The 15,401-nt window shown below is 38.2% G+C and carries 8 protein-coding genes and 1 pseudogene; all 9 read left to right on the plus strand.

Going from position 1 to position 15,401, the window contains the following annotated elements; genetic code table 11:
• Nucleotides 1-453, plus strand: a 453-nt coding sequence (locus AC4MRQ_RS11175; protein WP_491197760.1) for a sulfatase/phosphatase domain-containing protein, incomplete at its 5' end; no start/stop codon positions are given.
• A 33-nt stretch (nucleotides 454-486) separates the two neighbouring features.
• Nucleotides 487-1,911, plus strand: coding sequence for a sulfatase family protein (locus AC4MRQ_RS11180; RefSeq protein ID WP_491197761.1), 1,425 nt, complete (start codon nucleotides 487-489; stop codon nucleotides 1,909-1,911).
• Nucleotides 1,912-2,136: 225 nt separating this feature from the next.
• Nucleotides 2,137-3,396 carry a glycoside hydrolase family 27 protein gene (locus AC4MRQ_RS11185; protein ID WP_491197762.1) on the plus strand — a complete coding sequence of 420 codons (1,260 nt, stop codon included), beginning with the start codon at nucleotides 2,137-2,139 and terminating at the stop codon, nucleotides 3,394-3,396.
• 72 nt (nucleotides 3,397-3,468) lie between these two features.
• Nucleotides 3,469-5,676 carry a beta-N-acetylhexosaminidase gene (locus AC4MRQ_RS11190; protein WP_491197763.1) on the plus strand — a complete coding sequence of 736 codons (2,208 nt, stop codon included), beginning with the start codon at nucleotides 3,469-3,471 and terminating at the stop codon, nucleotides 5,674-5,676.
• A gap of 36 nt (nucleotides 5,677-5,712) precedes the next feature.
• Nucleotides 5,713-8,025 carry a family 20 glycosylhydrolase gene (locus AC4MRQ_RS11195; RefSeq protein WP_491197764.1) on the plus strand — a complete coding sequence of 771 codons (2,313 nt, stop codon included), beginning with the start codon at nucleotides 5,713-5,715 and terminating at the stop codon, nucleotides 8,023-8,025.
• Between the two features lie 600 nt (nucleotides 8,026-8,625).
• Nucleotides 8,626-9,657, plus strand: coding sequence for an alpha/beta hydrolase (locus tag AC4MRQ_RS11200; protein WP_491197765.1), 1,032 nt, complete (start codon nucleotides 8,626-8,628; stop codon nucleotides 9,655-9,657).
• A 5-nt stretch (nucleotides 9,658-9,662) separates the two neighbouring features.
• Nucleotides 9,663-11,168 (plus strand): hypothetical protein, encoded by a 1,506-nt coding sequence (locus AC4MRQ_RS11205; RefSeq protein WP_491197766.1) that lies wholly within the window; start codon nucleotides 9,663-9,665, stop codon nucleotides 11,166-11,168.
• A gap of 72 nt (nucleotides 11,169-11,240) precedes the next feature.
• Entirely contained in the window at nucleotides 11,241-12,779 is a 1,539-nt protein-coding gene (locus AC4MRQ_RS11210) for a phospholipase effector Tle1 domain-containing protein (RefSeq protein WP_491197767.1), read from the plus strand.
• Between the two features lie 855 nt (nucleotides 12,780-13,634).
• Nucleotides 13,635-15,401, plus strand: a pseudogene (locus AC4MRQ_RS11215) (hypothetical protein); the annotation flags it as partial.

Consider the following 15,401-nt stretch of genomic DNA (forward strand, 5'->3'; position numbering starts at 1 on the left):
AAAAAAACAAATATAGAAGGGAATGATATTCAGAAGCAACTCGGATCTGTAATTGATATCTTTCCAACCATTTGTGAGATTGTCGATATTGATATGCCTAAAAACTATATTACAGATGGGTTTGATTTGATTAAGCAACTTGAAGGTGAGCAAAACAAAAAGAGAAATGAGGTATTTTTAAATCATTATCCGCACGGTCATCGTTCAAGTTATTTTACGAGTATTGTTAAATCAAACTGGAAATTAATTTATCACTTTCCGGTTAAGGAAGAGGCACGTTATGAATTGTATAACCTTAGTGAAGATCCATTTGAAGAGCAAAACCTGGCAGAAACGAACAAAACACAGCTGAATGTGATGATGAAGGAATTGGAGAAAGAGATAGTGCGTACTAAAGCCCTTTTACCAGAGAAGGATGGTGAAAAAATAAAATTAATTGTTCCGCAAAGTTAACTTCAAAAAATGCTTAAATCTGAAATCCGCATTATGAAAATTCCTTGTTACATCAGATGTGTTGTTTTGTTGATAGCTGTTATAGCACTATTTCCAACTGCATCTTCAGGAGAAGCATCACACACGAATAAAAACGGTAAGCCTAACATTATTTTAATTCTGGCTGATGACCTGGGTTACGGCGATTTAAGTTGTTATGGTAGTGTTCGTATCAATACACCACGAATAGACCAGATGGCACAGGAAGGACTTCGTTTTTCTCAATTTTATGCGGGTTCTGCAGTTTGCACGCCGACAAGGGTTAGCATTATGACCGGCAGGTCGCCTTTGCGATTTAATGTTTCCCGACATTTTAATGATCAGGAGATGCATCTTCGGGAAGATGTTCCAACGATTCCCAAAATGTTGAAAAAAGCAGGATATGTTTCCATGCATATTGGTAAGTGGCATTTGGGAGGATTAAATGAAAAGCATGTTAATGATCGTGCCAACAGTATTCCCGGACCAATCGAACATGGCTTTGATCATTACTTGGCTATGTTGGAAGATCCGCTTTACAGACGTCCGGCTATGCTTGAGAAACGACTCTATAAAGACGGAGCCAAACATCTCGTTCGTGATGATGAGATCATTAAACCAATTGATGACCATTGGACTGATGTGAAGACCAATGAAGCACTCCGTTTTCTGGAATCAAGCGTTGAAGGCAATAAACCATTTTACCTGAACCTGTGGTTTGATGCACCCCATGCACCTTATGAAGCAGCCCCAGAAAATAGCCTTAATCCTTATAAAGAACGCGCAAAAGGCGACGATTTGCTATATCGTTCCATGGTGGCTCACTTGGATTATAGCATTGGAAGAATTCTGGATAAACTGAATGAACTCGGTATTAGCGAAAATACCTTAATTATTTTCTCAAGTGATAACGGACCTGCATATCAGGGAAGTCCCGGACCATTTAAAGGCCGCAAAGTTGATTTCCACGAAGGAGGAATTCGTGTTCCGGGAATTGCCTGGTGGCCGGGAAGCATTAAAGCTGGTGGAGAGACTAATGAACTGGCTCATACAAATGATTTGTTACCGACATTCTGTGCTCTTGGCGGTGTTCAAACGGATAAATTGGAAATTGATGGGAAGAATATTCTGCCCTTGCTAATCAAAGGAAAGCCGGTTCCGGATCGTGGCTATGTTTTTTGGCAAATCGATCATTACAATCGAAATGGAAACTATGCAGTGGTAACAGATAAAAGACCGGAACCGGTAGCAACAGAAGTAGTAAGAAAGAACCATTGGAAACTACTTTCGAGAGAGGGAGAACCAATTGAATTATACAATCTGGAGGAGGACCCATATGAACGATGGAATTTGATTAATCAATACCCGGAGATTGTTGAAGAGCTAGAAAGAGCGGTGAAAAATTGGTTAGATGAACCTCGAATGTCAAGGCCTTATTGACAGCAATAAACTCCCTGTAAGTTGTAAAGCATATTTGCGATACTCGTCGTCCGACTAAATTGATTTGATGTCTTTAAGTCGGACGACGAGTGATGTGTTTCTACCAATATAATCTTTGAATAAGCAATATCATCTTATTTAAAGTTTTGATTTGATTATTTTTTCCATTTCAAAATGTTATTTTTCTTTTGTAAACATTGGTAAAGCAAGGAAAAGTAAGATTTAATGATGTATATTAGCACAATGGAAAGAAGAAATAAGCTTATTACCCTTTTATTGACAGTCATAGTGACCTGTCATAGTAATGGACAGCATGACGTCGCCGCACATTTTGAGAGCAAGGACTACCATAAGCCCATGATGGGGTGGGCCAGTTGGAATAACTACCGTATTAATATTAGCGAAGAAATTATTCGTCAACAAGCAGATGCCATGATCGAGTTGGGTTTAGATACCTTGGGATATCAATACATTAATATTGATGATGGTTTTTTTGGTGGACGGGATGAAATTGGAAAATTAACAGCTCATGCCAAGAGATTCCCATCAGGAATGCTTGAGTTAAGTGATTATATCCATTGTAAAGGATTAAAGGCTGGAATTTACTCCGATGCGGGCATCAACACTTGTGCCTCTTATTGGGACAAGGATACAATAGGATTTGGAATGGGACTTTATGGTCATGATAAACGCGATTTAACAACGATGTTGGTAGATTGGAATTATGATTTTATAAAAGTTGACTGGTGCGGTGGCGAATGGTTGGGACTTGATGAGAGGATCAGATATACTCAGATTGCCAACAGGATTAAACAGATAAAACCAGAGGCTAAATACAATATCTGTCGATGGAAATTTCCCGGAGAATGGGCAACAACTATTGCAGATAGCTGGCGAATTTCAGGTGATATTGCTAACAAATATGAATCGGTATTACACATCGTAGATATAAATGAAGAATTATGGAAATACTGCAGCCCGGGTCATTATAATGATATGGATATGTTGCAGGTAGGCAGAGGTATGACCTATGAAGAAGATAAAGCACATTTTTCGATGTGGTGTATGATGACAAGCCCGTTATTATTAGGTAATGATCTGACAAAAATGAGCAAAGAAACGCTGGAAATTATTTCCAATAAAGACCTGATAGATATTAATCAGAATCCTTTTGCGTATCAGGCACGAAAAGTATTGGACAATGGCGAAACAGAGGTATTTGCCCGACCGTTGTTTTCTACAGTTAGTGGACAGGTGGCGGTGGCATTATTAAACAGAGATAACAAGAAAAGCAACATTTCTTTTAGTTTGAAAGATGTTGGGATCGATCCTTTAAAAGGGTATCGCATAAAGGATTTATGGTCAAAGAAACAATATCAAACGTCATCGGAACCTGAAAGAACTTTTAAAGCAGATAAGCATGGTGTTGTGGTACTTTTGATTGAAGGAACATCTTTACCAAATAATGTCTTTCAGAACAAGTAAAGCCTAAAACATACAATCCTTTAAATCAGATAGAAGAGTGATCGATAATAAAAATCAATACAAGTAATAATTATGAAAATTTTGAGAGTATTAACCTTAGGTATTTTTGTGCTGTTGTTTCATATTGGAGCAATGGCAACAGATTTAATACCGAAACCATTAAAGTATCAGGAGAAGAAAGAAGTATTCAATTTAAATCAGGATACCAAGATTGTTTACGATGAGCAATTGAATGAACTGGCTGATTATTTATTTGAGAGTTTATCTGCACCTACGGGTTGGGATTTTAAATTAGCAAAAGGAGCAAAAGCAAAAAAGAATAGCATTCTTTTGAAGGTTGATTCATCAATAAGTAAAAATAAAGAGGCCTACACGCTGTCTGTATCATCCGAACAGGTTATTATTAGTGGTCAGTCATCTGCAGGAGTGTTTAATGGCATTCAAACTATGTTTCAATTAATGCCTGCCCAGGTATATAATAAATTGCGTCATCGGGATGTTGCCTGGAATATTCAAGGGGCTGATATTGAAGATGAACCCTTATATCCGTGGCGTGGGATGATGCTCGATGCCAGTCGATACTTTTACGATAAAGATTACGTGCTGCACTTGATTGATATGATGGGCATGTACAAAATGAATGTTCTTCATTTACACCTTATTGATGATGCTGGTTGGCGTTTGGAAATTAAAAAATATCCGAAACTTACATCTATTGGCGGATTCAGAGGCGAGGGACATGAAAGAACAGGAGGTTATTACACTCAGGAAGACCTAAAAGAAATTGTTGCTTATGCTGCCTTACGTAATGTAGAAGTAATACCTGAGATTGAAATTCCGGCACACACCTTAGCAGCCATAGCTGCCTATCCGCACTTATCATGTACCGAAAAAGAGTTTAAAGTACCGTTGCAACATTTTATCAGTCGCGATTTATATTGTGTTGGTAAAGAGTCAACATTTGAATTTCTTGATGATGTTTTTAAAGAGACTTTCGAACTATTCCCTTCTAAGTATATTCACATTGGAGGCGACGAAGCTAAATATGATCGTTGGAAGGAATGTCCACATTGTCAGAAACGCAAAAAAGATCTTGGTTTGAATAACGAAGCAGAACTGCAGGTTTATTTTACCAAACGTGTGCAGGAAATGGTTAAGAAGCATGGAAAAACCATTGTTGGCTGGGACGAAATTCTGGAAAAAGGCTTAGATGAAAAAGCGGTTGGAATGATATGGCATAATAAGAAGAAAGCCATTTCAGGAACAAAAGATGGACATGATGTAGTGATGGCACTTACCGGACATTGCTACTTCGATGTTGCTGAAAGTAAGATACCGGGCGAAGTGAAAGCTGCTACCTGGTTACCTCCAATTTCATTGGAAGCAACCTATGCTCTAAACCCAATGATTAAAGGACTTGATGAGAAATATCGTTCACAGGTATTAGGAGGTCATGCCACACTTTGGTCCGACCAATTTATACATGGTACCATTTTGCAGGAGATTGCACCGATTAACGAGAATCGCTCAGAAAAATATTTTGATTATCTGACGTTCCCACGAATGGCCGCTCTGTCGGAAGCAGTTTGGACGCCCGCTGAGGATAAAGAATGGAAAGATTTTGAAAAGCGTATGGCGACTCATTATCCACGATTAGATCAGGCTGGTTATGGTTACCGTGTTCCTCAACCAAAACTGGTTAGTAAAGAAAAGAAAGGAAATCAATTCGAAATTCGTTTAGAAAATGTAGTAGAAGGAGCTCAAATTCGATATACTACAGATGGTGTAAAACCAAACCCATACTCCGATGTATATGAAGCTCCGGTAATGATTGATCGATTAACTGATTTCCAGGCTATCACGGTTGTTAACCGTAAGCAATACTCTTTACCTTTATATTTCCCGGAGAAGTATGAGGAGTTTAAGAAGTACGGACAATTCGTTGGAGAATGGAAGCCATCCAATATTAAAGGTAAAGAGTTTGGAGAACTGGAACTGAATGCTACCGGTAAAATAGATAAGAATGGAGAATACGAGTTGACATTCTTATTTACCGAAGGAAACTACAGATTGGATATACAATCGGTGGAAGTATTCAAAAACGGAAATAAGATAACTGAAGATATACATGACGGCTTTACAGGTGGAGAGAACAAAAACAATGTTTATAAATTCACCATTGATGAATATGAAACCGGAGCTGCTTTCACTATCAAGGCTAAAGTAAGAGGCGATTTGGGTAATGATTCAAACGGAGTTGTGTTTATTAAGAGTAAGTAATTGAAACCATTTATTTCACAAACAATACAATAACAAATGCAAAAAATAGCCACAATGTTGATTGCTATTATAGCAATCCTGGTCAGTTCGTGTTGCGAACAACCTGCAAATGAATACAACATTATACCATATCCGCAAGATTTGGTGAAGAAAGAAGGTGTTTTTAAACTAACTAAAAACACAAAAGTATTTTACAAGGGAAGTGAAAACTGTGCCTTTGTAGCCAATTCTGTTTCTGATTTTGTTCAGCCGGCTACCGGTTTAACTTTGGCGGTGGAAGAAGCAACTTCAGAAGAATTAGTTGAAGGAGCCATTAACCTGGTTGAAGACGCTAGTATTGAGGGGAACGAAGGTAGTTATGCTTTAACCGTTACACCTAAAGGAGTGTTGATTAAATCAAACAATCCGGTTGGTTTGTATTATGGATTCCAGTCCTTGCGTCAGTTGATGCCGGTTCAGATTGAGTCGACGGAATTGGTAAAGGATATTAAGTGGACCATTCCGGCTGTTGAAATCAATGATTCGCCATTCTTTTCTTACCGTGGATTGCATTTGGATGTTGGTCGTCACTTCTTCCCGGTTGATTTTATTAAGAAGTTTATCGACTTGTTGGCCCTGCATAAGATGAACGTATTTCACTGGCACTTGACAGAAGACCAGGGCTGGCGACTTGAAATTAAAAAGTACCCAAAATTGGCTGAAATAGCAGCTCATCGTGCCGAAACACGTGTAGGACATGGAGGTAGCAGCAATGCTCAATATGATGGAAAACCTTACGGAGGCTATTATACGCAGGAGGAAGCTCGTGAGATCGTGAAGTATGCAGCTGAGCGTCACATCACAGTAATCCCTGAAATTGAATTACCTGGGCATGCCCAAGCAGCTTTGGCAGCTTATCCCGAGTTAGGTTGTACTGGTGGTCCGTACGAAGTAGCTACTACCTGGGGTATTTTCAAAGAAGTATATTGTGCCGGGGACGAGAATACCTTTAAGTTTTTGGAAGATGTGTTATTGGAAGTAATGGATATTTTCCCGTCAAAATATATTCATATTGGAGGCGATGAATGTCCGAAGGATAGATGGAATGAGTGCCCGAAATGTAAAAAACGGATGAAGAATGAGCATTGTGAAGATGCACATGAATTGCAAAGCTATTTCATCAGCCGTATTGAGAAATTCCTAAACAGTCATGGCAGAGATATTATTGGTTGGGATGAGATACTAGAAGGAGGATTAGCGCCTAATGCAACCGTAATGTCGTGGAGAGGCATAAAGGGTGGAATCGAGGCAGCTAAACAAAAGCACAATGTGATTATGACGCCAAATTCACACTTCTATTTGGATCACTATCAGAATAATCCTGAAAAAGAACCATTGGCTATCGGAGGTTTCCTAACACTCAATAAGGTGTATTCATATAATCCTTTCTCGCCGGAACTAACAGAGGAAGAAAGAAAATACATTATCGGTGTTCAGGGTAACCTTTGGACCGAATATATGCCTAACAGCGACCATGTTGAATACATGGCTTACCCAAGAGCTTGCGCTGTTTCAGAAGTAGGTTGGTTAGAGTACGATAAACGCAATTTTGATGATTTTGCAGAACGCCTGAATCATCACTTTAAACGTTTGGATCTACTTGGTGTTAATTACTTTAACAAAATATTGATGCCGACAGCCTCAGCATCAAAAGTTGAGTTTTTGGATAATGAAACACTTAGTTTAAAGAATAATGCAATTGGTAGTCAATTGTACTATACAACGGATGGAACGGCTCCAACCGAAGCTTCATTATTGTATACTGACCCCATTGTAATTGATAAAGAGTTAACCGTTAAGGCGGTAGCAATCAATCAGAATGGAGAAAAGAGTGATGTATTGGAAGTTGAGGCGGTTAGGCTTACGTTTATGGAAGGAACTGCAACACCTGGCAAAAATAAGGGCTTAAAGGGTAAGTTGGTTGCAGGTAAGTTTGATAGCTGTAAAAAGGTAGAACAGGCGAAAGGAAAAACTTTTGTTGCAGATGGAATCATAATTCCTGATGATGCACCGGAAGATCATTTTGGGTTAGTGTTTGAGGGTAAAGTAACCGTTCCACAAGATGGTTTGTATAAACTTAGCTTAGGTTCTGATGATGGTTCAATACTATACCTCAATAACCAGGTTATTATCGATCATGATGGATACCATGGAATGACTTATAAAAAGGCAAACGTTGCACTAAAAGCTGGCACATACCCAATTAAGGTAAGTTATTTTGAAGCAACAGGGGGCGAAAACCTAAAACTACAGGTTGTAACTCCTGATGGAGAAAAAGTGAGTGATTTATCAGAGTATTTAAGTCATTAATGACTCTTGCGATAACAAAGAATTGTAATTATCGTTTCAGATGATTTTATAAGCACCGGCTATGGTTGAGAAAACTGTAGCCGGTGTTTTTGTATCTGATAAAACAGTACCTGATCATCAATGGTATCAGTCATGAATATTAAAAGCATAGGAGCCATTTCGGTTGCGGCGACCAATACCTCGGAGCTTACTATGGATAGTTTATTTAAAACATTTCGTATCATTCTTAAATGATATCTAATACAGATTAGTGTTTAAGATTTTACTTCGTTCAATCAGATTTTTAAATCTCTAAGGTACATTCTTCAAAAGAAGGGCTTGTGGATAACCAGCCTTCATCATAAAAAGGAATAAAAGACTTGACTTTCTTGTATTACGAGTTTATTTTAAGTCTTGTCAGTAAGCATATTATTAAAGGTGGTTTATTGTAAACGAATCGGGAACCATAATTTTCAACTACTACTTTTTTAATGAAGGCTTCGGAGCCACTGCTTATTAACTCTATCTGCTAATCGGTAATGCAATAATGAAAAGGTACAGGAACAATGCAACTTGCTAAGTTCACTGTTACTGAGTATTAACCGATTATTCCTATGTAAAATGGAACAATTTTTCTTTACCAATCGCAGTATTATTAAAGATAATGGTGTAGAAAAGGTGGATACCCGCCATTCGGCCGGTGCCTCAATGAATCTTCGCTTTGGATATTTAGATGTTGACTCTAAAGAAATCAGGCTTATCCCGGATGCAGTAGAATACGATGAGAATGGACAGGAAACCTATGAAGACATTCATTATAATTCAGAAAATCGAAAAGGATCGGCTGAATGGTTTCATAAATTGTATGAGGAGATGCAGAGTGATGACCTGAAGAATGATACTTTGGTCTTTATTCACGGATTCTATTGCGGGTTTGAATGTTTCATAAACAATATGAAACATCTCAAAAAGCACTATGTGGATAATCCAAGTTCTAATATTGCACGAATTGTTGGTTTTACCTGGCCTTCTAATAACAAACTTACTCAATACCCTTCAGACCGGTCTGATGCTTTATTTGCAGGCGAGGCATTAGCCAAGAGTTGGCAAAAGTTACTTCAATTCTTCAGTGAAGTTGTTGGAATTGACAAACGTTGTGGGAATGCCATTCATTTAATGGCGCATAGTTTGGGAACCCGTGTGTTTGAGCAGATGGTCGATCACATTAATAAAAGCCATTATTCAGGTTTAGGCCAGGTTTTTAGTGAAATTATTCTGGCTGCACCCGATATCCAACATGACACCTTTGAAAAAGGCAATCCCCTTTATAATATTAATGATTTTTGTGAACGTCTGCATGTGTATACACACAAAAGTGATGATGCCTTGCGTATTTCAAAGTACACAAAGAATTTTGAAAGTCGTTTGGGTAAAAACGGCCCCGTTAAGCCATTTAATATTCCTAATAATGTTACAGTTGTTGATTGTACCAAAATATCTGATCAGAAAACTGGTCGCGAAAAATTAATAGATCATTGGTACTATAAAAACAGTGCAACGGTAATTAAAGACATAGAGATGGTATTGAATGGAGATGATGAATTTCCAAAACGCAGTTACAAGGCGAGTCAGAATAAATACATTTTAAAATAAGCACTATGAAAACCTTTGATTTACATTGTCACCCCACCTTAAAACCGATGTTGACCCTTGAGAGGCATCGCTTAAGCCCCTGGGACGAAGTAGATAATATTGCGAATAAGATTTTTGATTCACAGTCAAACATGAATCAACTGCTTGATGGTAATTGCAATCTGGCCTGCGTGGGTCTCATGGCCATTGAAACTGCTTTTTTAAAAGGTGCATTGGTACAGACGGTTGCCGGACCTGTGCGTTATGTCGATAAACGACAAATCAGACGTATTGCCCGGAAGGTAAAGGGGTATTGTTACCCCGATTTGTTGGACCAGGAGATTGATTCGGTTATTAATCATGCGGTTAATAAGGATGAGCCCTGGGAGCGTGTTAAATGGATTAGCTCAATGGATGAATATGATCCGGATGATTTGGATACACTTCACTTGATTGCCTCGCTTGAAGGAGGTCATGGGTTATATTATGGACGTAATGAGTCAGATGATATCAATATAATTGTCAATAAGCTTAAAGAATATCGTAATGGTAATCCTCTGCGTTTATTGTATCTAACTTTGACACACATTAGCCAGAATGTATTCGCCAACCATGCCTTTGCCATTAAAATCCTTGGTAAAAAGCCCTTCCTGCCCAGGGGCAATGGAATTACAGACAAAGGACATCAGGTGATTCAAACCTGCCTGAGTGATCAACTGGACGGACAACCTATCCTGATTGATATTAAGCACTTAAGTATGGTGTCACGAAAACAGTTTTACGAAACATATAAAGATAAACCTATAATAGCTTCTCATGTAGCTGTTACAGGTTGTTCGTGGCACAATAAACCAATTGCAAAGATTCGTAAAAAGAAGGCCCACCCTGTTTACAAGGTTAAGTACGATCGTCAGAAGGGGTATATCGATGGTACCAGTTTTAATCCTGATAGTATTAACCTGTATGATGAAGACATTGTGGCCATCCTCAAATCTGGTGGATTAATCGGATTAATACTGGACGAACGTGTACTGGGCTTTTCAAAAAATAATAAGAGCAAAGAATTTATCAGCAATGATGAATGGGACGAATTTATTGCACCATTGACACAGACTGAACTTCAGAACCGAGAAATGGATGATGATGAGAACCAGGCCGATGAGTTGGATGAACAGCAGCATGAGGAGGAAGAAACAAGATTGTTAGCTGGTAACGGGCCTAAACGAAGTATGGATAATCGACGCATCCACTTATTACACCTGCTGAATAATATTATGCACATTATGAAGGTGGGACAAAGTATCGATGGCAACATAGATCCGGGAAAACATATTGTGATTGGTTCGGACTTCGATGGTCTGATTAATGCTATTGATTGCTGCCCCACAGCCGAGGATTTTGAATACTTGCAGGATCATCTGGAAGATGCTATTGAGCTTTATGCCAGCGACCTGATTACTGATCCGGCAGCCTTTGTGGAAGCCATTTTCTATAAAAATGGAATAGAATTTTTGAAAAAGCATTTTGTGTAACCTCAATATGAATTACAAAATAGCATAAGTGTGAGAGTTCCGTCTGACAAATAAAAATCAAAATATAGACACATGAAGAAAATACTATTCTTTAATTTCGATGGTACCGATAATGAGCCTGCAGATGCGATGCAGGACAAGCGCATGGACGGCAGGGTAGAAGATGACAGTATCACTAATGTGCTAAAGTTTCATTTGCTATTGGGAGGCAACCTAAAGGGCGAAAATGGTGAAAGCAATTTGCCTGGAGGTTCAAAAACCTTCTATTATAATGGTATTGGTACCTACGGTAATTTTTTCCAACGAAAATTTAATGCTGGTCTGGCAAAGGAAAGCAGGGATGTAGCCACAATACTTAATATGGCCCGGGAAGATTTTAATAACAATTTCAATGATGAGATTGATTATATAGTTCTTACGGGATTTAGCCGGGGTGCTGCTCTGGCACGGCGTTTTGCGGCTATTATCAACAAGGTTGTTAACAGACCGATCATTATCGAAGGTGTTTTCGATACAGTTGCGTCCATTGGATTACCTAACTTTAAGAAAGAAGACCGTCCTTCAACCGATGTGGTTTTTGAACATGGGCATACCTTACCAAGCAATGTATTGAAAGCATTGCACCTGGTGTCGCTTGATGATAAGCGAAAAGCTTTTCAGCCTACCCTAATGAATAAGGATGAACGTGTTTACGAAGTTTGGTTTGTAGGAGCGCATGGCGATGTAGGTGGTGGTTACTACTACGACGGATTATCCGATAATGCGTTACGCTTCTTTTTAGACTGGTTTGAAGAGCTACCAGATCTTGAAATCAGGTTCAAATCGTCAAAGAATATTGATTATACACACATATTTGATGCCGACTCTAAGCTTGAAATCGATGCCGATGATGTGCAAATCGATCCGAATCCATTAGGTGTTAACCACCAGCAAGAGCGACTGCCGATTATTTCGCATTTAACTTTAACCGACCGTTTGTGCTGTGTGATTAAAAATGACCAAATTGATACGGATGAACTACCTGTTGTGCACTGGTCGGTAGCTGATCGAATAGGCAGAAACAGGAATTACAAACCTAAGTCATTGTATAATCAAAAATACAAGTTAGTTTATCAGGACGATTCGCAGATTGAATATAGGGGAATTTCAGATCATAAACTTAAAAGCAAAAGTAACTTTAAAGTACCCACTCAAAACGGACTCGTCACACGTGTTTATGCGCACTTGAAATATAACCACACAGGAATTTACCTTGATAAGGATAAGAAATACACCATAGAGGTTATTGAACTGGATAAATACAAGTGGCGCGACGGTAGCATCAAAGATCTGGATGGTGATGGCTGGACCAGAAATGATATAAGGTGGGGATTGCGTGAAGCACCAATCAAGTTGGCTGAACCATTCCGCCGTGTCATTGGTCAGGACGTTAACTGGTTTACTCTGTGTGGTTGCATTGGCGCTGATGATAACCATGCCTTTGCTATTGGTAATAAAATAACGAATTATTCACCTGCTAAATCAGGTGAGTTATGCGCGTTTGCCAACGACCTAAATGGTTACTATGGTAATAATAGTGGTTTTTTAAAAGTCAGGATAAAAGAAGAATAAAGAATAACACCTTTATATTAATAGACAGCTAGTAGTTAACCTTATGGAATCCTTATTATACAAGGATTCCATCACTAGGGTTATGAATGCAAAGTTCATAATGTTTGGGGCTGGCTATGTCAGCTATATAATTAATCAACCTTTTAATTATCAAGTTTTTATGTTTTAGGAATCATGTTTATATAATTAAAGATCAGTTGTCAAAGATCCAATTATTTACTCAAATGAGACCAATTCTTTTGGGTATTGAAATGGAAAATCCATAGATCAATGACAAAGTTTAACGGGCTAAAGTTAATGATCAAGTTAATCTGGTAGCGAACTATATATGATGTAGCACCCTTATATTTACCTGAAACAATGTCACATTTGCCCAAACGAGATCACTTTGAACATATTTCTTTAGTTTTCAAATCCAAGAAAACAACACATTCATTGTTGTAATGTATGCATTTATCGAAAGAATAGGCTACTTCATAAAAATATGTACGGAATAATTGTTGAAAAGTAGCAGGTTATCTATTTTCAATCGATCAAAATCCTAAATCACTATAATATGAGAAAAATGAAAAGTATCAATGACACGATGGAGGCTTCTCGTGTAATTATTCAAAACGTTTGTCATAATATCATATCCTCGTAGCAGTTATTAATATCATTTCAATATTCTTAATCTGTCTTAAATTGGAGTGCAATGCGTGTTGCGCTACTTTTGTTTGATAGTTTAAACGAGAAATGTCGATTTTAGATATAACTAAAATCGCTCAAAATTAACAGTTTGGTAGGTATTTATAAATGTTAATCGAACACTTATAAAAAAAGACAACCAAACCTTGTACAACCACGTAGGGCTTAATGGTAGCTTCGGTACAAGTAGCATTTATTACTGTAAATGTGGTATTGAGAACAATTGTTTTATTTGTTAGAAAAATGACCAGGTTCCGGTTTCTTAAGGAGTATAGCGAAATATATAAGTTCGGGATGTATTTTATCCGAAAAGGCTTGCCATTCCATATTGTGATGTTAATGTTATTGGTTACTAATGCGCTTTTGGCACAACATACTTCGCGACCTGATAATACCGGTGATTGGAACGATTCATATACCTGGTGGGGAAACACGCCGCCTTCTTCAAACTTACCTGATGATAATTTAGTGATTCAGGGTACAGTAATACTAAAGGGTGATTTATTTATCAACAGCAAGAGTATTACCATTAATTATCAGGATACACTAATTATTAACGGAGATTTTACCATAGAATCAAGTACAATGAGTATTGGGTCAATGAGTACATTAATAGTATATGGTAACCTAAATGTTGATCCATCCACTTATATACATTTGATAGATGACTCATATGTTATAGTTAGAGACTCAATCAAATATGTTTCGGGTTACACCAATCAATTTAGACATAACGATTTAAAACCAAAGGTATTTACCAAAGTTGTATACCCAACAGAAATAACTGATAATGAACTTAACTATCAGGTGTTTGATTGTACGGCACCATCCGATCCATATACGCATTCTAATTGTGCTTACGGAAATATGAATGATTTGGCACTTGATCCACTTTATCCTTACTATCTTAACTACAGCACTGTCGTTCCTGTTATAACCAAGCATCCTTCTAATATATCCATTTGTTCTTCAAGTGATATAGGTTTTTCAATTGAAGCGACAGATGCTGAGACGTATGTATGGCAGGTTGATACAGGTAGTGGATTTGAAGATATAGATGATGTTCTTAATTATAGTAATTTCAATACAAAAGATTTAACCATAAACAACACTCCTGTAGATTTTGATCGAAACAAATATCGCTGTTTAGTGATAAGTGTAAGTGGCGATTCTGTTTTTTCAAATTCAGTTCTACTTACCGTCGATGAGCAACCTGTAGCCAACGCGGGGCCGGATGCGAGTAGCTGTGATCTGACTTATACTTTAAATGCAATTCCTTCAGTGGGTAGTCGTTCCTGGTTTAAAAAAAGTGGTCCCGGTAATGTAAGTTTTAGTAATAGTACCGATCCTCAATCAAAGGTTACTGTAAACGAATATGGAACCTATATTTTATCGTGGTGGGAAGGTAATGGTGATTGTACTGATGTTGATGAAATGGTTCTAACTTTTGATGCTCAACCTCCAGTTGCAGATGCAGGCTCAGATGCAAATGTCTGTGGACTATCTTACAACTTGAATGCGACTCCTTCTATTGGTTCAGGTAGCTGGAGCAAGAGCAGTGGCCAAGGTAGTGTCAACTTTAAAACTGGAAATACCGATCCTGATACCGAGATCACCGTCAGCGAATATGGAATTTATGAGCTTACGTGGACAGAAACCAGTGGTAGTTGTTCAAGTTCAGCTATCATAACACTCACCTTTACTGAAGCACCTATCTCCAATGCCGGCACGGATGCTTCTACCTGCGGATTGTCTTACACGCTGGACGCCACATCTTCTGTTGGGACCGGCACATGGAGTAAGAGCAGTGGAGCCGGAATAGTTGATTATACAACAGGTAATACCGATCCCAATACAGAAATCATAGTTAGCGAATATGGCACTTACACCTTCACCTGGACTGAAGATAATAATGGCTGTACGAACAGTTCGGAT

The sequence above is a fragment of the Carboxylicivirga sp. genome (genome assembly GCF_982718395.1).

Coding starts and splice junctions, on each gene's coding strand:
- AC4MRQ_RS11180 (WP_491197761.1), top strand. CDS start 487: ATGAAAATTCCTTGTTACATCAGATGTGTTGTTTTGTTGATAGCTGTT.
- AC4MRQ_RS11185 (WP_491197762.1), top strand. CDS start 2,137: ATGATGTATATTAGCACAATGGAAAGAAGAAATAAGCTTATTACCCTT.
- AC4MRQ_RS11190 (WP_491197763.1), top strand. CDS start 3,469: ATGAAAATTTTGAGAGTATTAACCTTAGGTATTTTTGTGCTGTTGTTT.
- AC4MRQ_RS11195 (WP_491197764.1), top strand. CDS start 5,713: ATGCAAAAAATAGCCACAATGTTGATTGCTATTATAGCAATCCTGGTC.
- AC4MRQ_RS11200 (WP_491197765.1), top strand. CDS start 8,626: ATGGAACAATTTTTCTTTACCAATCGCAGTATTATTAAAGATAATGGT.
- AC4MRQ_RS11205 (WP_491197766.1), top strand. CDS start 9,663: ATGAAAACCTTTGATTTACATTGTCACCCCACCTTAAAACCGATGTTG.
- AC4MRQ_RS11210 (WP_491197767.1), top strand. CDS start 11,241: ATGAAGAAAATACTATTCTTTAATTTCGATGGTACCGATAATGAGCCT.